Source organism: Dactylosporangium sp. NBC_01737 (genome assembly GCF_035963215.1).
In the GTDB taxonomy this organism is placed as follows: Bacteria; Actinomycetota; Actinomycetes; order Mycobacteriales; family Micromonosporaceae; genus Dactylosporangium.
Genome location: NZ_CP109153.1, coordinates 6,300,925 through 6,318,413 on the forward strand (window position 1 = coordinate 6,300,925; position 17,489 = coordinate 6,318,413).

Below are 17,489 nucleotides of genomic sequence, written 5' to 3' on the forward strand. Positions count from 1 at the left end.
CAGACGCGAGCGGACGCTCAAACGTTGGCTGCACGGCAGATGGGATTTGTCATGTTGAATCGGTCATGGCGCGTCGATACGGTCCGAAGCATGACGAACAAGCTCACCCGCCGCGCCGCCATCGCGCTCGGCGCCGGTGCCGCGGCCGTCCCACTGGTCGGCACGCCCGCCGTCGCCGCCGCCTCCTCCTCATCGCCTGCCGCTCGCATCCGTCAGGTGTACGAACGGCAGAAGGTCCGTGCGGGCGGCACCTGGCACTCGCACATCGCCCTGGTCGACGCGTCCGGGGTGCCGCAGCCGATCGTCCAGGACGACGCCGACCACGTCACCAAGGGCTACAGCGTGCAGAAGCTCGCCGTCGCCACCGCCGTCATGGACAAGATCGACCGCGGCGAGCTGTCGCTCGGGCAGAAGCTCGACCTGCAGGCCGACATCATCCTCGGCGGCACCGGCATCTACTTCCTGCACACCGTCTGGGGCGACGACATCACCGTCGCCAACTTCCTCACCGCGATGCTGCTGGTCTCCGACAACACCGCGGTGCGCATGTGCGGCCGGGTCGTGCCGGCCCTGGAGATCAACGAGATCCTCGCCGCGAAGGGGTTCGTGCACACCCGCGTCGAGCCGGTCGCCAACCCGAACCGGTTCTTCCTCGGCGACACCACCCCCCGCGAGATCCACGACCTGCTGTGGCGCCTGGCCACCAAGACGCTGCTCACCCCGGCGTCATGCGACTTCCTGCTCGGCATCCTGCGCTGGATCAACGGCTACCACGACGGCATCCGCCGCAACATGTCCTCGGAGGAGCGCAGCCGCGTCGCGACGAAGTACGGCCAGGACTTCAACACCCTCGGTGCGTCCCGCCACGAGGCCGGCGTCATGTTCGGCGCCGACGGCGCGCCCGCCCTGGTCTACGGCCTGTTCGCCGAGGGCCTCGGCGACCTGGACAACTATGGCGCGACGCACCCCGCGGTCGAGGCGCACGCGGTGCTCGGCCGGACCATGTTCGACGTCGTCAGCCGCGTGACCAACCCGGCGATCAAGGCCAAGCAGCCGCTGAAGCCGTTCACCGCGGTCGACGGGGGCTGACCCGCTCCAGCACCGCCTCCAGCAGCGGCTCCGGCGCCTCGTCGGGAATCCAGTGGCTGACGTTTGCGAGGGTCACGAACCGGTAGTCTCCGGTCACGTACGCCGCGCACCTGCGGGCGGCGTGGCCGGAGATCGCCACGTCACGGTCGCTCCACACGAACGTGGTGGGCACCGTGACCGGGCCGAGCCCGTCGAGGTCGTCGCCGGAGATCGCCCGGTACCAGTTGAGCGCCCCCGTCAGCCGTCCCGGCTGCAGCATCGCCTCGCCGTGCGCGACCCTGCGCAGCAACGCGCCGTCCCGGGCGGACAGGACCCGCTCCGGCAGCCACGGCGTGCGGAAGAACAGCATGTACGCCGACTTCACCAGCTGCGCGGGGTCCCGCCGCACTGACGTCGCATAGGCCCGGGGGTGCGGCACGGAGACCGCGGTCAGCGTCCGCACCCGCTCCGGGTGCCGGGCCGCCAACTGCCACGCGACCGCTGCACCCCAGTCGTGCCCGACGACGTGCGCGGACCTGACCTCCAGGGCATCCAGGACGGCGACGGCGTCCGCGACGCACTCGGCCATCCTGTACGCCTGCTTGCCCGCCGGCCGTGCGCCGGGGGAGTAGCCGCGCTGGTCGAGGGCGTACGTACGCAGGCCGGCGTCGTGCAGCCCGCCGAGGATCCCGTCCCACTCGCGACTGTCCTGCGGGAACCCGTGCAGCAGCAGGATCGGCTCGCCGCTTTCCGGTCCACCGGCGCGCACGTCGAAGGCCAACCCGCGAACGTCGATGCGCATCGGGTGACGGTACATTGAGGCGCATGGTCGATCGGTACCGGTCGCAGTCCGCCTACAGCGACCCGGGTCCCCATGCCGCGCTGCTCAACCACCTGCCGACGGACATCCCCGGCCTGGTCGGCGTCGTGCGCAACGTCATCGTGCACTACTACGCCCAGGGTCTGTCGTTCGTGGACGAACGACTGGCCGAGGTCGACTCCCGCTGGGTGTCACGGATCTTGGCCGCCGACCGCTCCCGGCACACCCGCCCCCTCGGCGCCCCCCGCGAGCCCAAGACCCGCGTCGTCGGCTGCGCCCGCGACTTCACCCTGCTCATGGTCGCCGCACTGCGCCACCGCAGCGTCGCCGCCCGCAGCCGCATCGGCTTCGCCGGCTACTTCGGCGACGCCTTCCACTACGACCACGTCGTCACCGAGTACTGGAACGGCGAACGCTGGGTCCGCGTCGACGCCCAGCTCGACCCCGCCCAGGCCGACTTCGACACCTTCGACGTGCGCCACTTCATCACCGCCGCCGAGGCCTGGACCGCCCACCGTCGCAACGAGATCGACCCCGACAACTACGGCGCCGACCCGGTCGGCCCGTACCGCGGCCACCGCTTCCTCCTCGACCAGGTCCGCCACGAACTCGCCCACCGCCAGCGCGACGAACTGCTCCTGTGGGACGAGTGGGGCGCCCTCGACGAGGATCTGGCCGACTGGGTCGCCGAACGCCTGCTCGCCGCCGACGCCGGCTCCGCCGAGGCCGAGCAGGAACTGACCGACCGCTACACCACCGACCCCGCCCTGCACCCGGGCGGCCGCGTCCACTGCGTCTCCCCGAGCGGCCTGGACGCCTGGATCGACCTCTGACCCACCCCGCCGCGACCCGTGAACAAGCAGGGCCATCGTGATCACCACCTGCGGGTCTGTTCCGGTGCTCCCTGGTCAGTGGTGCGGCAATGGCCGGTCCAGCAGCGCCCGGCAGGTGATGAGGCGGGTGGCCAGGTCCGGGTCGACCTGCTGCAGGGCGGACAGGTCGGTCCGGGTGTCCAGCAGCTGCGTCCATAGGACGCCGCGGGCGTGCTCGACGGCCTCGACAGCGCGGGGCGCGGCGGCTGCGGCCACCGCGGCGGCCGCGGCGTCGCAGGCCAGGTCGGCGACGTAGCGCCGCAGGAGCTGGTGCTGGTCGGCGAGGGGTGCCGCGCCAGATGAGCAGTGGCAGTAAGGCGATCGCGGCCAGGTAGTGGGTGCCGCGTCGGCCGGGCCGCGTGCGTTGGCGACGGCGCGGGCGGCGTCGCGGGCGGCGCGGACCCGTTCGGCGACCGGGCCGGCGCTCGTGTCGGTGGCGGCCTGCCAGAGCTGCACGGCCTCGTCCAGATCGTTGAGTGTACCGCTGCGACGGTGGCGGACGCCGAGTGTGGTGGCCAGGTTCGCCAGGAACGTGGAGCGTTCGGGGCGTAACGGTGCGACCCCTCGCACCACGTCGCGGAGCAGATCCACGGCCTCGTCCAGGTCGGCGCGTTCGGCGGCCCGTCGGCGCAGCAGCTCCTGCACCGAGTACCGGCCGGCGGGCATGGTCGTAGCGCGGGTGCGCAGCGCGATGGCGAGGTTCGACTTGTACAGCGCGCGGTATTCGTAGTCGGCGGGGACCTCGGCGATGGCCTGCCGCAGCTGCTCGATCGCCTCGTCGAGGTCGGCGGGGGAGCCCACGGCATGACTGCGGAAAACCAGTGTCGCTGCCAGATTCGCGCGCTGGCCGGGCCGGGTGGTGTCGTCGCTGAACCGCAGCCCGCTCCGGCTGGCGGCAACAGACGCGTCGAGGTCGGCCGGATCGTCCGTGTGTTCGTAGCGCAGCCGCAGCGCATTGCTCAGATTCATCAGCCAGCCCGGGTGCCCGGGATCGTCGGCAGCCGCCCGCCGGTGCAGCTCGACCGCCCGTTCGATGTCGACGGTGGCGCCGGTCAGCCGGTGGCGCATGGTGTACGCGTTGCCGAGGCTGCTCAACGTACCCGGATCGGCCGGCCCGCGTTGCCCGAAGGCGATCGCCTGATCGAGGTCGCCGGGCGCGCTCGTCAGCGCGTACCGGTGCTGGAACAGGCTGCCGACGAGGGAGGCGTTTTCGTCGGGCAGCAATGCGACGGCGGCGTCGATGGCGAGGCCGAGCGTCGCCGGATCGTCGCAGGTCGAGTTGATGGCCCTCAACACGTCGGTGAGCAGGACGAGCCGGCGCGGACGGTCGGGATGACCGGTTGGCGTGCCCCGCAGCGCTGCACAGGCCGCATCGAGCCCGGCGGTCGGCTCGCCCCGGGCCAGTCGGACCGTGGCCAGACCGGCCAGAAACAGCGGCCGCTGCGGATCGGCGTCGACGGCCCGCTGCGCCTCCTGCAGCGCCGCGTCGAGGTCGGCCCGGTTCCCGGCGGTGTCGAAGCGGGCCAACAGCATGATCGCCTGGTTCAACGCGATGGTCGCCCGTGTCTCGCCGGTCGCCGCGAGCGCTGCCCTGCTGTTCACCTGCAAGGCCCGATCGAGGTCGCGACGCACGCCGGTCTCCGCGTGCAACAGCCGCAGCGCGTTGCCGAGGTTCACCAGGGCCGAGACGGCATCGGGGCGCAGTTGCGCCGCGCCTTCACCCGCCGCGACGGCCTGCTCGATGTCGGCCCGGTCGCCGCCGCGTTCGTATCGCATCAGGTACGCGTAACTCAGGTTCGACAGCACATCGGGAAGCGTTTCGGCCGCCTGCGACAGCGCGTCGACCGCCTCGGTGAGTGCGTCGGCGTCGTCGGCCCGCTCGAGATGGGACAGCATCGCGGTCCCGATCCGTGCCCGGCGCGCCGGATCGGCCCGGTCGACATGGCAGCGACGGACCTGACCGGGGACCGCCATCGGATCGTCTTCGACCATGGCGCCGAACAGTCCGACCGCGATACTCAGATCCTGCTGGCCCGCACCCTCGGGCAGCGCGTTCCAGCGATGCCAGTGCAGCCAGGCCAAGGTCCGAACAACACGGGCCTCCATACGCCGGTCGGGTGTCAGCGCGAGGTGACGCAGGCGCAGGGCCTCGGACGCGGCGGCGTCGTCGAGCACCGCGGCGGCGTCACCGGACTCGTAGGCCCCGATCCGCGCGTCGAGGGCGGCAATGAGCGTCGCAAGCTCGTCCATGGCAGACACACGTTACGCCGCCGAACGGACCGCGGCTGCGACGCTGTGATGACGGATGAAGCCGGACGTGACCATCGTCTGGTCCTACACCTCTTGAACTGAGCGTGCACCCGGGGAGCGCGGCCACGCGCACCTGATCAAAAGGGTGTTGTGTCGTCGGCCCGCCTGATAGATCGCCTTCTCTTAAGGCGCCGGAAGAGCACTTCCCCGGGCTGGAGAAGATCGACCCGACCCGGCGCACCGATCCGGACCGGCGACGGGTCCGGATCGAGCAGCCCGACCTGGAGGCGATCCTGCACCGGCACGCCACCGTGCTCGGCGTCGAGGCGCGCCGCGAGCAGGAGGTGGTCGGGATCCGGCAGGACGACCACGCGGTCACCGTCGAGGTCCGGACCACCGGCGGCGTGCGGGAACTCAACGCACGGTACCTCGTCGGCTGCGACGGCGCGGGCAGCACCGTCCGCGGGCTCGCCGGCTTCGACTTCGCCGGCACCGACGCGACCGTCACCGGTCGGATGGCGGTGCTCGACATGGTGGACCAGGAGAAGCTGCGGCCAGGATTCCACTACACGCCGTACGGCGTGTACGTGCACGGGCTCGGGGTGAGCCGGCTGTCCACAGTGGAGTTCGACGGCCCGCCGCGGCAGGCAGAGCCGCTCACCGTCGAGGAGCTGCAGGACAGCATCCGGCGGGTGAGCGGCACCGACGTCACGATCACCACGATGTCGTCCGGCACCCGCTGGATCGACACGGCGCGGCAGGCGACCACGTACCGGGCCGGCCGGGTCCTGCTGGCCGGGGACGCGGCCCACGTGTATGCGCCGGTCGGCGGCCAGGGCCTCAACGTCGGCATCGTCGACGCGGCGAACCTCGGCTGGAAGCTGGCGGCCGTGGTACGCGGCCGGGTGGGCGAGGACATCCTCGACACGTACACAGCGAACGGCATCCTGTCGCGGCGCGCCTGCTGCAGAACAGCCGGGCTCAGATCGCCCTGATGCGACCCGACCCGCAGACCAGGGCGCTGTGGGAGATGTTCTCCGACCTGATGGACCTCGACGACGCCCACCGGTACGTCGCGGACATGCTTGCCGGCATGGACGTCCGGTACGACCTCGGGGACTACCACCGGCTCGTCGGCACCCTGTGCCCGGACATGAAGCTGACCCTGGAGCAGCCCGGTCCGGACGTCGTCACCGCGGTGACGCGGGCGGCGGACCTGCTGCGTGACGGGCGTGGGCTTCTGCCGGACCTCGTCGACCGCGCGGAGGTCCGCGACGCCGCGGCCGCGTGGACCGGACGGGTCAACACCGTCACCGCCCGCACGGACCGGGTGGACGTCGACGCGTTGCTGATCCGGCCCGACGGCTGCGCCGCCTGGGCCTTGCCCACCGGGCAGGACCTGGACGCCACCGCGCTGGTGCGTGCGCTCGGCACCTGGTTCGGCCACCCGGCCTGAGCGGCGCATTAACCGTCGTCTCAGGTTCGCTCGCTACGAAGTACCCAGCAGGTCGGTGCGAAGTACGCAGCAGGCCGCTACGAAGCAGGCATGAGACAAGCGTGGAATCCGTATGTAGGAGGCTAGTGATGGCAGTCAACGCAGCGCCGCCCGGGGAAGCGCCGGCCGGTTGGTTGGCAGGCCGGTGGGTGCCGTGGTTGGTGATCGGGTTGTGGGTGGCGCTGGCGGCGGTCATGGTGCCGCTGAGCGGGAAGCTGAGCTCGGTCACCACCGACAGCGCCGTGGACACCCTGCCGGCCAGTGCCGAGTCCACCAAGGTGGCGGTGCTGGAGGACAGTCTCCCCGGCGGTGAGGACAACACGTTCGTCTTCGTGTACCACCGCGCCGGCGGCATGACCGACGCCGACCGAGCGACGGTCGAGCGCCACTACAACACCCTTGCCAAGCGGTACCCGCCGAAGGTGACGGCGGCGGGCGAGGACGACGAGGGCTCACCGACGAGGCCCTCCACCGACGGCAAGGCGATGTTGTTCACCCTCGAGGTGAGCACGACCTACGGCGCGCCGGAGGCCATCGTCGGCCCGTTGCGTGAGGCCGCGAAGGACCGCCCCGCCGGCCTGGAACTCGACGTGACCGGCCCGGCCGCGGTCGACGGCGACATGGACGCCGTCTTCGACGGCATCGACCTGCAGGTCTTCCTGACCACCGTCGTCGTCGTCACGCTCCTGCTCATCCTCACCTACCGCAGCCCGGTGTTGTGGTTCATCCCGCTGGTGGCCGTTGGCGCGGCCGCACTGACCGCGATGGCGACCGTCTATCTGCTCGTCAAGGGCTTCGGCATCGTGGTCAACGACCAGAACTCGGCGCTGCTGACGATCCTGGTGTTCGGCGTCGGCACGGACTACGCGCTGTTGCTCATCGCTCGATATCGGGAGACACTGCACCACCACGAGAACGTCCGGGTTGCGATGGTCCACGCGCTACGCGGCGCGGCGCCGGCCATCGTCGCGTCCGCGGCCACCGTGGTCGCCGGCCTGCTCTGCCTGCTCGTCGCGGACCTGAACAGCACCAGCGGGTTGGGCCCGATCGGTGCGGCCGGCATCCTGTGCGCGCTGATCGCCATGCTGACGCTGTTCCCGGCGGTGCTCGTGGTGCTCGGCAGGCGGATCTTCTGGCCGGCCATCCCGCGGTTCAGCACGACCGTGGAGGAGAAGGCGGGGCTGTGGGGACGGCTCGGCACCGCCATCAGCCGCCGCCGGTGGGTGGCGACGCTCGGCTCGCTCGGAGTCCTCGGCGTGCTCGCCATCGGGCTGGCGGGCAACACCGGCGCCCTGCGGGAGCAGGACCAGTTCCTGTCCGCGCCGGAGTCGGTCACCGGCTTCACCGTCCTCCGCCAGCACTTCCCGGAGCTCGGCGGCCAGCCGATGACGATCTTCACGCGGCCGGCGTACCAGGAGCGGGTGCTCGACATCGTCAAGGGCACTCCCGGTGTGGCCCTGGCCATCCCGGGTCAGACCAGCGGTGGCTGGGCCGACATCTCCGTGTTCCCGACCGACGCGCCGGACACCGTCGCAGAGTACGACACGATCAAGCGGGTGCGCACCGCCGTGCACGCGGTGAGCGGGGCGGAGGCGATCGTCGGCGGGCCGAGCGCGGAGAACCTCGACACCGAGGTGACCACCAGCCGCGACGAGAAGCTGGTGATCCCGCTGGTGCTCGCCGTCGTCCTGATCGTCCTCGGGCTACTGCTCCGAGCGATCGTGGCCCCGCTGGTCCTGATGGCCACCGTGATCGTCTCATTCGCCGCTGCCTTCGGCGGCAGCGTGTTCGTCTTCGACACGGTCCTCGGGTTCAAGGGTATCGACTATTCGGCGCCGCTGCTGGCATTCCTGTTCCTGGTGGCGCTCGGTGTCGACTACAACATCTTCCTGGCCAGCCGGGCCCGGGAGGAGACCGTGCGTCTCGGCACCAGAGAGGGCATGCTCAAAGCCCTCTCCGCCACCGGTGGCGTCATCACCTCGGCAGGCCTGGTCCTGGCGGCCACGTTCGCGGTCCTCGCCACACTTCCGCTGGTGATGCTGATCGAGGTCGGGTTCCTGGTCGCCTTCGGCGTGCTGCTCGACGCCCTGCTGGTGCGGTCGGTCCTGGTGCCCGCCCTCACCCTGCTGATCGGCCGGCGGATGTGGTGGCCGAGCCGGCTGTCCCGACCGGTGGAGCTGCCGGACGGTCAACGGCCGCTCGTGGACGATGAGGAGCCCGCGCTGCAACGGTGAGCGCGGCGGCACGGTCGAGATCCGGGACGGGCTCAGGCCCGTCCCGGATCTTTGTCATGACCCGGCGGCCGTCACCGTGTCCGCCGCCCTTGTCCTGGCGCCGCGCGCCGTGGCGGTCCTGGCGCCGCGCGCCGTGGCGGTCCTGGCGCCGCGCGCCGTGGCGGTCCTGGCGCCGCGCGCCGTGGCGGTCCTGGCGCCGTGCCGCGGCGGGTCAGCGCACCGCCGTGTCCTCCCCGGCGGTGGGCCGTGTGATCCGAGCGGGCGAGGCGGCGGCCGGAAGGCTGACCCGAAGCAGCGCGCCACCGCGTGCGGAGCGGGCGACGGTGGCCCGGCCGCCGTGGGCGTCGACGACCCGCTGCACGATCGACAGCCCCAGACCGGATCCCGGCAACGCCCGGGCGCTGTCGGCACGGTAGAACCGGTCGAACACCCGCGGTACGTCGGCGGCGTCGATGCCCGGCCCGGCGTCGTCGACCTCGAGCACCGCCGACGCGCCCTCGGCACGGAGCCGGACCTGGACCGGCTGGTCCGCGGGGGACCACTTGCCGGCGTTGTCGATGAGGTTGAGCACCGCCCGCTGGAGCGCAGCGGGACGCCCGCTCACCCACACGGAGGTCACGTCGAGCTCGACCTCGATGTCGGGCACGCGGGAACGCGCCCGGGTCGCGGCGGCCACCACCACGTCGGCGAGGTCGAGCAGCTCGGTGCTCTCGTCGCTGACGTCACCGCGCGCCAGGTCGGTCAGCTCGGCGGCAAGGGTGCTCAACTCGGCCACCTGGGCGCCGAGATCGTTGAGCAGCCGGGTCCGGCTCTCCGCCGGCAGTGCGCTGTCCAGGGTGCCGCGCCGATCGAGCCGGATCAGCAGCTCGACGTTGAGGCGCAGGCTGGTGAGCGGGGTCTTGAGCTCGTGGGCGGCGTCCTCGGCGAGCAGCCGCTGGGCGCGCCGGGAGTCCCGGAGCGCGGCGAGCATGTCGTTGATCGACTGGATCAGCCGCCGGATCTCCCCGCCGCCCTCATCCGGGATGTCGGCGTCGAGATCCCGGGTGTGCGCGACACGGACCGCGGCGGCGGTCAGCCGGTCGATCGGTGCCAGCCCGGTCCGCGCCACGGTCCGCCCGACAAGGGCGCCGCCGACCACGCAGAGCAGCCCGATCAACAGCATGCCCAACCCGAACCGGTTGATCGGGCTGTCGTCGGCGACGCGGGCCACCTGGACCGCGCCGTCGCCCGCCCGCAGCGTGTAGATGAGGTAGCCGTCCTCGTCGCTGTCGTTCGACTCCATCAGGTCCGCCGACGCGCCCTGCGCCACGCGCCACGCGTGCTCGCTGACAGGGGGCAGTGCGGGTTGGCCGGCCGGCGTCCGGGTCGAGCCGTCGGGCAGGATGACCCGCACCAGCCGACCGGATCCGGGATACGGCGGTAGCTGGACCTGCGCCAGACCGGCACGCTCCGCGCTCGTCGCCAGGACGCGGGAGTCGGCGCGTAGCTGATTCTCGGCGGTGTCCCGCAGCTCCCAGTCCAGTAGCTCGCTGGCCACCTGGAAGGCCACGAACACGCTGACCGCGATGGCCGTCGCCGCGATCACCGTCAGCCTGGTCCGCAGGGACCGCCGACGCCACCATCGGGTCAGCCGACGCGGTTCCCGGCCGGCGGGCCTGCTCACGGAGGAGTCTCCCGCAACACGTATCCCAGGCCGCGCAGCGTGTAGATCAATCGCGGCTCACCCTCGGCCTCCATCTTGCGGCGCAGGTAGCTCACGTACACCTGGAGGTTGTTGGCGGTGGCGCTCATGTCGAAGCCCCAGATCGCCTCGAACAGCGCGTCGCGGGTCAAGACCCGGGTCGCGTTGCGCACGAGGACCTGCAGCAGGGAGAACTCGGTCCGGGTCAGGTGCAGCGGCCGCCCGCCCCGCCACGCCTCGAACCTGTCGGGATCGAGCCGGACGTCGGCAAACGACAGGATCTGCGACTCCCCGTCGCCCGGCGCGCGCCGGCGCAGCAGAGCCCGCACCCGGGCCAGCAACTCCTCGGTGGCGAACGGCTTGGGCAGGTAGTCGTCGGCGCCCGCGTCCAGCCCCGCGACCCGGTCGGACACCTGGTCACGGGCGGTCAGCATCAGCACCGGCAGATCCCGACCCGCGGCCCGCAACCGCCGGCAGGTCTCCAACCCGCCGAGGCGGGGCATCATCACGTCGAGGATCAGCAGATCCAGCGTGTCACCGCCGGCCCCACCAATCCCGTCGAGCACGGCGAGACCGTTGGCGACGGTGCTGGTGTCGTAACCCTCGACCTGGAGCACCCGCTCCAGCGACTCACGGATGGCCGCCTCGTCATCCGCGATCATGATCCGCACGCCGGCCCGCCCCCTCCAGTCGATGCTTTGCCGCTCATTCTCCCCGATCAACCTGAGGCCAGGATTAGAGTCGTCGCCGCTCCCGGTAGACCGCCTCCCACGAATGCGGCAGAAACGGCAAGCCGTCCTCGGCCAGCCACAACCACAGCGGCTCCAAACCCTGCTCACCCTGGACGCCTCGCCACCTGGCCATCGCCCAGCCGGCAGTGCAGCACCCGACCGGCCTGGCCGGACCGGTCCACCACCACCACCACCATCTGTTCAGCGCCGAGCTCGTACCGACCGTGCGCCTGGGCTCGCCGCACCGCGGCCCGGCGCGTGGTGTTCACGTACGCCCACACCGCGCGCAGCGCGTCCGCGGACACGTAGAACGTGCGTTCGCGGCGGCTCTTCGTGGCCTCCCTGCCCAGCCGGGCGTCGAAGTACAACCGGTCCGAGGCGGCCATCTCTGGCACCTCGATGGTCAGCAGCGAGCCGCCCTCCGAACGGCGCATGCCCGAGGAGAACAGCACGTCGGAGTACGCCGCATTGCGGTCGTCGTTGCGGCCCCGCCACCGCGGATCACGCCGGCCGTCCGCGTCGTAGCCGCGCAACCCGACGTCACGCCACAGCCGATACGCCCGCGGCGTCAACCACTTCACGTTGCTCGACCGGGCGGCCTTCGCCCGCGCCGCCGGCACCCGGAGCAACTCGCCGTGCCGCCCGCGTACCTCACGCTCCGTCACCGGCCTCTCGGGCAGGAAGCCCTGCCGGACGGCCCAGCCGTAACGTCAGCCGGGCGTCAACCCGCTGGTCAGGATCGACCAGAAACACATCGCCGGGGTCGATCCGGAACTCTGCCTCACGCTCACCAAGATCGGTCCACCGCTGGAGCACGGGGTGATCACTTGCTACCACGGCGCCGTTCCTCGGCACCCAATGCATACGCCACTTGGAGATCAACGCGGCAACACTCAGAGTCTTCACACGAAGATCTGATAGGGAACCCCAGGTACCAAGACCACGGATCGAGGATTGTTTGATCGCAGGCGGTGGCGATGTTCCACCATGCCTTCGCAGCCGATATATTGGTGCGCGTGGAAACCCCACTGCGTGAACCCACATTCCTGATCCTCATCGCCCTCGCCGGCGAGCCGATGCACGGTTACGGCCTGATCGCCGAGGTGGCCCGGCTGTCCGACGGCCGTGTCTCGCTGCGGCCCGGCACGCTGTACGGCGCGCTGGACCGGCTGGTCGACGCGGGCCTGGTGGGCGTCGACCACGAGGAGATCGTCGACGGCCGGCTACGCCGCTACTACCGGCTCACCGAGCCGGGCGGCGAACTGCTGGCCGGCGAGACCGAACGCATGCGCCGCAACGTCAAGGCGGCAACCACCCGGCTGCGCGCCGCCAAGGTCGCGCCCCGACCGAGCCGGAGATTCGCATGAGTCTGCCGCAAAGCCGTCCGGACCGCCCGGAAGGGCATCACCAGGGACGTCCTGCGATGAGCGATCTCGAGCGGCGCTATGCGCGCTGGACGGCGCTGTTCTATCCGGCCGACTATCAGCGGACGCGTGGCTCGGAGCTGGTGGACACCTACCTGTCCCTGGCCGCGCCGAACCGTAGGAGACCCTCGCGGGCCGACATCGCGGACCTCGCGGCCGGCGGGCTGCGCCAGCACCTGCGGACCGCACTCGGCCTCGCCCCCGGCTTCCGGCTCGCCGGCCTGTTCGCACTGACGACCACCAGCGTGTTCGCGAGCGGGTGGGCGATCTTCGAGGCGCTGGCACCCACGGTGTATCCGTCTCGGTATACCGGGCCTTTCATGTCCCTCGGGGTAGCGGCGTGGGCGGTCTGGTTGCTGACGGCCGTCGTGTACGTCGTCGCTCCCGGCCGGTGGTTTCGTCGCCTGGCGGTCCTCGCCGTGCTGGTAACCGCCGGTGTCGTGCCGGCCGCGATGCTGACCGGAATACCCCGCCCACCGCTGAGCGTGCTGCTGCCCCAGCTCGTCCTCGGTATCGTCGCGGTGGGCGCCGCCACACGGCACCGCTGGTGGGTTCGGCTGACGCCGCTTGCCGCCGCAGCATTGACCATGCCGGTCACCGTTGCCGCGGAACTGCGCCTGGACTTCTACGGCGACTACTATCTGCCCGCCGCTACAGCGTTGCCAGCCGTCGGGGCGACGCTGCTGATCGGCGTGACGCTGCTCGCGCTCGGCCTGGCCGCCCGGCACGACTACCGCGGTGTCTGGGCGCTGCTGATCCTGCTCACGCCGATCGGCATGCTCGCACTGAACCCGCTCGGTGCGATGCTCGACGACACCGGCCCCGGCCGGCCCACCGTCCCGATGTGGTCGTCCATGGCCGCCGCTGCGACACTGGTCGCCGTGGTGGGATCGGCACTGCTGGTGCTGGCCCTCGCCGCAAGAGGTCGACGCTCGGCAGGTGGCCGGTCGCTGCCCGCCGAGGCGGTCCATTGCCCAGCCTGCGGCGCCCCGTCAAATTTCCGTGTAGTCCACGACACCTGAACCGGACGGTGGTCGGAGGCCAATTGGCGCGACCTCGGACCATGCGCGACTCGCGGCTACGAGCGGATGCCTGAGCTGCACGGCGCCAACAGCAAAGACACCGACAAATGTGCTTTAGCGCCGCATGATCGGCAGCCTGGGCTTCCGTGCAGTCAGCGCCAGCGTTTACAGCGTGGATCATAAACGGCCGCGGCGGCGAACGGCATCAGTGAAATCCGCGTCGTCATCGTTAGCATTGACGAAGTCGCACTCGGTTAACCATGCTCTGTTGAATGATGTTCCGGAAAGAACAGCACCCGAGAAGGAGGTCCTTTTCAGCACAGTGCCGGCAAAAGATGCATTCGACAGGTCAACGCGGGTGAAGATAACGTCAGTCAAGATGGCTTCTCGATACCGCGCTTCCGGTGCGCTCGCCCGATAGAAGGTCGCCTCTCGAAGATCGGCCTGAACGAAACTGGCGCGCTCCGCTACCGCCTCGGTGAACTTCGCCTCGCGCAGAACCGCCCGATAGAAATTGGCTTCGGTCAGCACTGCGAGACGGAAATCCGCACCCGCCAGGTCCGCTTCCCGAAAATCGCATCCTGCGAGGTATGAGCCGCGGAGATTCAACTCACGCCGAGTCACGGGCCTCCAAGACCGCCGACGGCGGTAGCTCAACGCCTCCACCGCGGATTGGACATCGACTGATGGTTGATTCGCCCAGCCTAGTCGGTATTGGTCCGACGCGGTTGTCGACCTTACGAAGGCACAAAGTGTCGACAGGGCAGTGTCATACTCGGCCGAACTGCGGTCCAGGAAACTGCCGAGCACGGCGATGGCACCCACCCGACGCGCCTCAACGTCACTGCCCAGCCCTTCCAGGGCCATCGCGAGACGTTCGCTCGACTGGGCCAAGCGCGACAGTACGATTGTCTTACCCGAGAAGTACAGACCGGCAAGCACGAACGCACCGCCGAAGAGCTGGGTGAGTGTCCGGAAGCTTTCGTTCTCCACCTGGACGCGCTGCATGGTGTCGGACATGTGACCGGCCATGCTGACCCATGAGTGTGCGCGGTACACCACCACCACGGCCAGCACTACACCACACACGAGCAAGACCGGCACAATGAGTATTTCGAAGAGCCGAAACGTGACGTGAAACGCCGTGCGCATGGAAACGACGGTGGCTCGCGCCTTGTGTCGGGTGATGACTCGCAGGAGTCGGTAGATCGCTGATCTGCGTATTGGACGTCGCATGGCAGCCGAACCCTAGGCCGTCGTTACGCCGTCAGCTTCGATCATCTCCTCGATTTGCCGGTCGCTATAGTTGAATTCCGAGTGGTGATCATCGACGTGTTGGCGGACCACAAGGAACAGGTCCTCGTCATCGCGTGCTTGCATCCAATGTCCGCATGGGCAACGGATCCCGCGCTTTGCCATGGAGCCCTCCCGGCCGAGGAGCCTACGCCGTTCGGCGACCTCACGACTATTAAGTATCAGACTGGTCGAGTCGTTCGCCAGTGGTCTGGCGGTCATAACCCGTCGTACGATCGGACCGGCACGCCTGGGCCTCAACTGTTCCATCAGGCACGATGTCATGGCGAGAACCATGATTCTGCGGAGTATCCGTATTGGCACATCTGTAGGCGAGTCAGACCACGCGGGCCAAGATCATATCCTTGGCTCTGGCCAGTCGAGGCGGACGATCGACTGATCGTAGCCCGTTACACCTACTTGACGGACCGCAATCGGCAAGCCGCAATCCAAGTTCGACGATGCGCGAACGTGCGATCATCGGCAGATGAGTGCGGCGATGCCGAGTCGGTGAGGCGATGCAATGAGGCGAGGGGATCGGTTGGTCGCCGTTCCACGGTCACCGCAACGAGATCGACCCCGACAAGTATGGTGCCGAGCTGGTAGGTCTGTGCGTGGCCTGGACCGCACGCCGCGTCCGGGTCGGCGGCGGGCGGCTTGTCCGTCAGTGGGTCGGTGACGGGGTCGGCCGGGTGGGAGGAGTGTGGCGATGGTGCGGCGGGCGTTGCTGGTCGGGGCGGAGACGTTCGAGCTCGTAGGCGTCGGCGAGGACGTGGCGGTCGTCGAGGCCACGCTGCGGGGGCGGGGGTTCACGGACATCCGCACGTGTCAGGGGGATGCGGCGACCCGGGACGGGATCATCGCGGCGTACGAGAAGCTCATTGCGGACACGCAGGACGGCGACGCGGTGATGGTCTACTACAGCGGGCACGGTGGGTACGTGCACCCGCTGCCGGGTGAGGCCGTCGAGGTGGCGCGGACCAACCGGCAGTTCATCGTGCCGACGGACTACGGCGAGTCGAAGCCCGGGGACTTCCGGGGGATCACGGCTGTGGAGCTGTCGGTGCTGCTGGGGCGGCTCACCGAGCGGACCGACAACGCCGTGGTCGTACTGGACTGCTGTCACTCGGCGATGATGTCGCGCGACCCCGGGGCGTTGCTGGCCAAGCAGGTGCCGGACGCCACGATGGTCGATCTGCAGGCGCATGTGCGCAAGCAGGTCGAGGCGGGGCTGGCGGTCGATCTGGCCGAGCCGGAGGGCAACAAGAAGGCGGTGCGGGTGGCCGCGTGCGGGCAGGACCAGTTTGCGTACCAGCAGCGGCAGGCCGGCGTGACCGGGGCGTACGGGCTGCTCACCGAGGCGCTGGTCACTGCGTTGCGGGAGGCCGCCGGGGTGCGGGTGAGCTGGGCGCGGCTGATCGTGCGGGTCAGGCAGCTGGTGCAGTTGAACTTCGCCCATCAGTGGCCGTCGGCGGAGGGGCCGTCGGAGCGGGTGCTGTTCGAGACCCGGGCCGACGATGCCGTCGGCTCGCTGCCCGTGGTCGTCGTGGACGACGCCACGGCGCGGATCGACGGGGCCGCGGTGCTCGGCGTGCAGGTCGGCGACGAGTTCGCGGTGGTGCCGGGGACCGTCGCAGAGTTCGACCCAGCGGATGCCGTCGCCGAGGTGCGGATCGAGCGGCGGACGCCGACGGACGCGAGCGGGCCGCTCACGTACCTGACGCGCGGGGGTGAGGTGCCGGCGGGCGCGCGTGCGTACCGGACGAAGGCGACCACGCCGCAGGTGCCCGTGCGGGTGCCGGCGGAGCTGGCGGACGTGGTGCGCGCCAGCATGTTCGCCCGGGTCGCCGACCCGGGTGAGGACGCGGCGATGGAGGTGGTCGTCGACGAGGACGGGCTGCTGTGCCTGCACGACTCGATCGGTCCGCTGCACCGGCCGCGCCGGCCAGGGCCGGAGGCGCTCAGGGGTCTCCTCGATAACATCGACCGGGTTGCCCGTGCCACCGTGCTGCTGCAGATCCGCGATCAGGACGGCTGGACGTTCGACGCGCCGGTGACCCTCGAATGGGGGCGGATCGCCAATGGTGTGCGGCACCCGGCACAGGTGGACGGCCCCACCGTCCACATCGGTGATGCCATGTACCTCGAAGTGCGCAACACCGGCGACGTCGACCTGTACGTGTCACTGGTCGATGTCGGGCTCGCCTACGCGGTCACGCCGCTGACCCCCTTCGCCCCGTCCGGTGTGCGGCTGCCACCGCAGGGCCGGTATCCGCTCGGTGGGACGAGCGTCGTGCAGGAGTCACCGTACGCGACCCGCGACCTGGGCGCCGCCACGCTCGAGTGGCCCACCGGGCTCGACGCGACCGCGCCGCGGCCCGAGACGGTCCTCGTCCTCATCAGCACCATGCCGCACGACATCAGCGCGCTGCGGCAGAGCAGCGTCAAGAGCGTGGACAGGAAGCAGTCGCCGCTGACGGCGCTGCTCCATCACCTCTGCAGCGGACAGACCCGTGACCTGCGGCCACCGCCGAGGGCGGCGGGTCAGTACTGCGCCCTCGCCGCCGAGTTCATGGTCGTCCCGCAGTGGCGGTGATCC

14 protein-coding genes are annotated in these 17,489 nt (G+C 70.2%); 8 read left to right on the top strand and 6 right to left on the bottom strand.

What is annotated here, in order from left to right:
* Positions 1 to 90 precede the first annotated feature (90 nt).
* Positions 91 to 1,089: a serine hydrolase gene (locus tag OHA72_RS28450; protein WP_327010849.1), complete on the top strand. Its 999-nt coding sequence runs from the start codon at positions 91 to 93 to the stop codon at positions 1,087 to 1,089.
* Here the strand turns inward: OHA72_RS28450 and OHA72_RS28455 are convergent.
* Positions 1,067 to 1,870: an alpha/beta fold hydrolase gene (locus OHA72_RS28455; RefSeq protein WP_327010850.1), complete on the bottom strand. Its 804-nt coding sequence runs from the start codon at positions 1,868 to 1,870 to the stop codon at positions 1,067 to 1,069. The genes OHA72_RS28450 and OHA72_RS28455 overlap by 23 nt on opposite strands.
* Before the next feature lie 23 nt (positions 1,871 to 1,893).
* On the opposite strand from OHA72_RS28455, the gene OHA72_RS28460 reads away from it, so the two are divergent.
* On the top strand, positions 1,894 to 2,721 hold the full coding sequence (locus tag OHA72_RS28460; RefSeq protein WP_327010851.1) for a transglutaminase-like domain-containing protein: 828 nt from the start codon (positions 1,894 to 1,896) through the stop codon (positions 2,719 to 2,721).
* A gap of 75 nt (positions 2,722 to 2,796) precedes the next feature.
* On the opposite strand, the gene OHA72_RS28465 is transcribed toward OHA72_RS28460, so the two are convergent.
* Complete coding sequence (locus tag OHA72_RS28465; protein WP_327010852.1) at positions 2,797 to 5,010, bottom strand: tetratricopeptide repeat protein; 2,214 nt, start codon at positions 5,008 to 5,010, stop codon at positions 2,797 to 2,799.
* A gap of 311 nt (positions 5,011 to 5,321) precedes the next feature.
* Here OHA72_RS28465 and OHA72_RS28470 point away from each other — a divergent pair, with 311 nt between their 5' ends.
* From OHA72_RS28470 to OHA72_RS28480, 3 genes are all read left to right on the top strand, one after another.
* Positions 5,322 to 6,005 carry an FAD-dependent monooxygenase gene (locus OHA72_RS28470; RefSeq protein ID WP_327010853.1) on the top strand — a complete coding sequence of 228 codons (684 nt, stop codon included), beginning with the start codon at positions 5,322 to 5,324 and terminating at the stop codon, positions 6,003 to 6,005.
* Positions 6,005 to 6,466 carry an aromatic-ring hydroxylase C-terminal domain-containing protein gene (locus OHA72_RS28475; RefSeq protein WP_327010854.1) on the top strand — a complete coding sequence of 154 codons (462 nt, stop codon included), beginning with the start codon at positions 6,005 to 6,007 and terminating at the stop codon, positions 6,464 to 6,466. The genes OHA72_RS28470 and OHA72_RS28475 overlap by 1 nt, the downstream gene beginning before the upstream one ends.
* Positions 6,467 to 6,666: 200 nt before the next feature.
* Positions 6,667 to 8,739 (top strand): MMPL family transporter, encoded by a 2,073-nt coding sequence (locus OHA72_RS28480; protein ID WP_327011682.1) that lies wholly within the window; start codon positions 6,667 to 6,669, stop codon positions 8,737 to 8,739.
* Between the two features lie 211 nt (positions 8,740 to 8,950).
* On the opposite strand, the gene OHA72_RS28485 is transcribed toward OHA72_RS28480, so the two are convergent.
* From OHA72_RS28485 to OHA72_RS28495, 3 genes are all read right to left on the bottom strand, one after another.
* Entirely contained in the window at positions 8,951 to 10,324 is a 1,374-nt protein-coding gene (locus tag OHA72_RS28485) for a HAMP domain-containing sensor histidine kinase (RefSeq protein ID WP_327010855.1), read from the bottom strand.
* Positions 10,325 to 10,398: 74 nt separating this feature from the next.
* Positions 10,399 to 11,082, bottom strand: coding sequence for a response regulator transcription factor (locus tag OHA72_RS28490; protein WP_327010856.1), 684 nt, complete (start codon positions 11,080 to 11,082; stop codon positions 10,399 to 10,401).
* A 173-nt stretch (positions 11,083 to 11,255) separates the two neighbouring features.
* Positions 11,256 to 11,816: a hypothetical protein gene (locus OHA72_RS28495; RefSeq protein WP_327010857.1), complete on the bottom strand. Its 561-nt coding sequence runs from the start codon at positions 11,814 to 11,816 to the stop codon at positions 11,256 to 11,258.
* A gap of 351 nt (positions 11,817 to 12,167) precedes the next feature.
* Here OHA72_RS28495 and OHA72_RS28500 point away from each other — a divergent pair, with 351 nt between their 5' ends.
* Complete coding sequence (locus tag OHA72_RS28500; protein WP_327010858.1) at positions 12,168 to 12,518, top strand: PadR family transcriptional regulator; 351 nt, start codon at positions 12,168 to 12,170, stop codon at positions 12,516 to 12,518.
* Between the two features lie 56 nt (positions 12,519 to 12,574).
* The gene (locus OHA72_RS28505; RefSeq protein ID WP_327010859.1) at positions 12,575 to 13,597 is read left to right on the top strand and encodes a hypothetical protein; all 1,023 of its coding nucleotides are present in this window, start codon (positions 12,575 to 12,577) and stop codon (positions 13,595 to 13,597) included.
* A 177-nt stretch (positions 13,598 to 13,774) separates the two neighbouring features.
* Here OHA72_RS28505 and OHA72_RS28510 read toward each other — a convergent pair whose 3' ends face one another.
* Positions 13,775 to 14,749 carry a pentapeptide repeat-containing protein gene (locus tag OHA72_RS28510; protein ID WP_327010860.1) on the bottom strand — a complete coding sequence of 325 codons (975 nt, stop codon included), beginning with the start codon at positions 14,747 to 14,749 and terminating at the stop codon, positions 13,775 to 13,777.
* Positions 14,750 to 15,599: 850 nt separating this feature from the next.
* Between OHA72_RS28510 and OHA72_RS28515 the strand changes: the two genes are divergently transcribed.
* Positions 15,600 to 17,486, top strand: a complete 1,887-nt coding sequence (locus OHA72_RS28515; protein ID WP_327010861.1) for a caspase family protein — start codon at positions 15,600 to 15,602, stop codon at positions 17,484 to 17,486.
* Positions 17,487 to 17,489: the final 3 nt, after the last annotated feature.

Excerpts from the sequence above, each read along its gene's own strand:
- OHA72_RS28450 (WP_327010849.1), top strand. The coding sequence starts at position 91 with ATGACGAACAAGCTCACCCGCCGCGCCGCCATCGCGCTCGGCGCCGGT.
- OHA72_RS28455 (WP_327010850.1), bottom strand. The coding sequence starts at position 1,870 with ATGCGCATCGACGTTCGCGGGTTGGCCTTCGACGTGCGCGCCGGTGGA.
- OHA72_RS28460 (WP_327010851.1), top strand. The coding sequence starts at position 1,894 with ATGGTCGATCGGTACCGGTCGCAGTCCGCCTACAGCGACCCGGGTCCC.
- OHA72_RS28465 (WP_327010852.1), bottom strand. The coding sequence starts at position 5,010 with ATGGACGAGCTTGCGACGCTCATTGCCGCCCTCGACGCGCGGATCGGG.
- OHA72_RS28475 (WP_327010854.1), top strand. The coding sequence starts at position 6,005 with ATGCGACCCGACCCGCAGACCAGGGCGCTGTGGGAGATGTTCTCCGAC.
- OHA72_RS28490 (WP_327010856.1), bottom strand. The coding sequence starts at position 11,082 with ATGATCGCGGATGACGAGGCGGCCATCCGTGAGTCGCTGGAGCGGGTG.
- OHA72_RS28505 (WP_327010859.1), top strand. The coding sequence starts at position 12,575 with ATGAGCGATCTCGAGCGGCGCTATGCGCGCTGGACGGCGCTGTTCTAT.
- OHA72_RS28510 (WP_327010860.1), bottom strand. The coding sequence starts at position 14,749 with ATGCGCACGGCGTTTCACGTCACGTTTCGGCTCTTCGAAATACTCATT.
- OHA72_RS28515 (WP_327010861.1), top strand. The coding sequence starts at position 15,600 with ATGGTGCGGCGGGCGTTGCTGGTCGGGGCGGAGACGTTCGAGCTCGTA.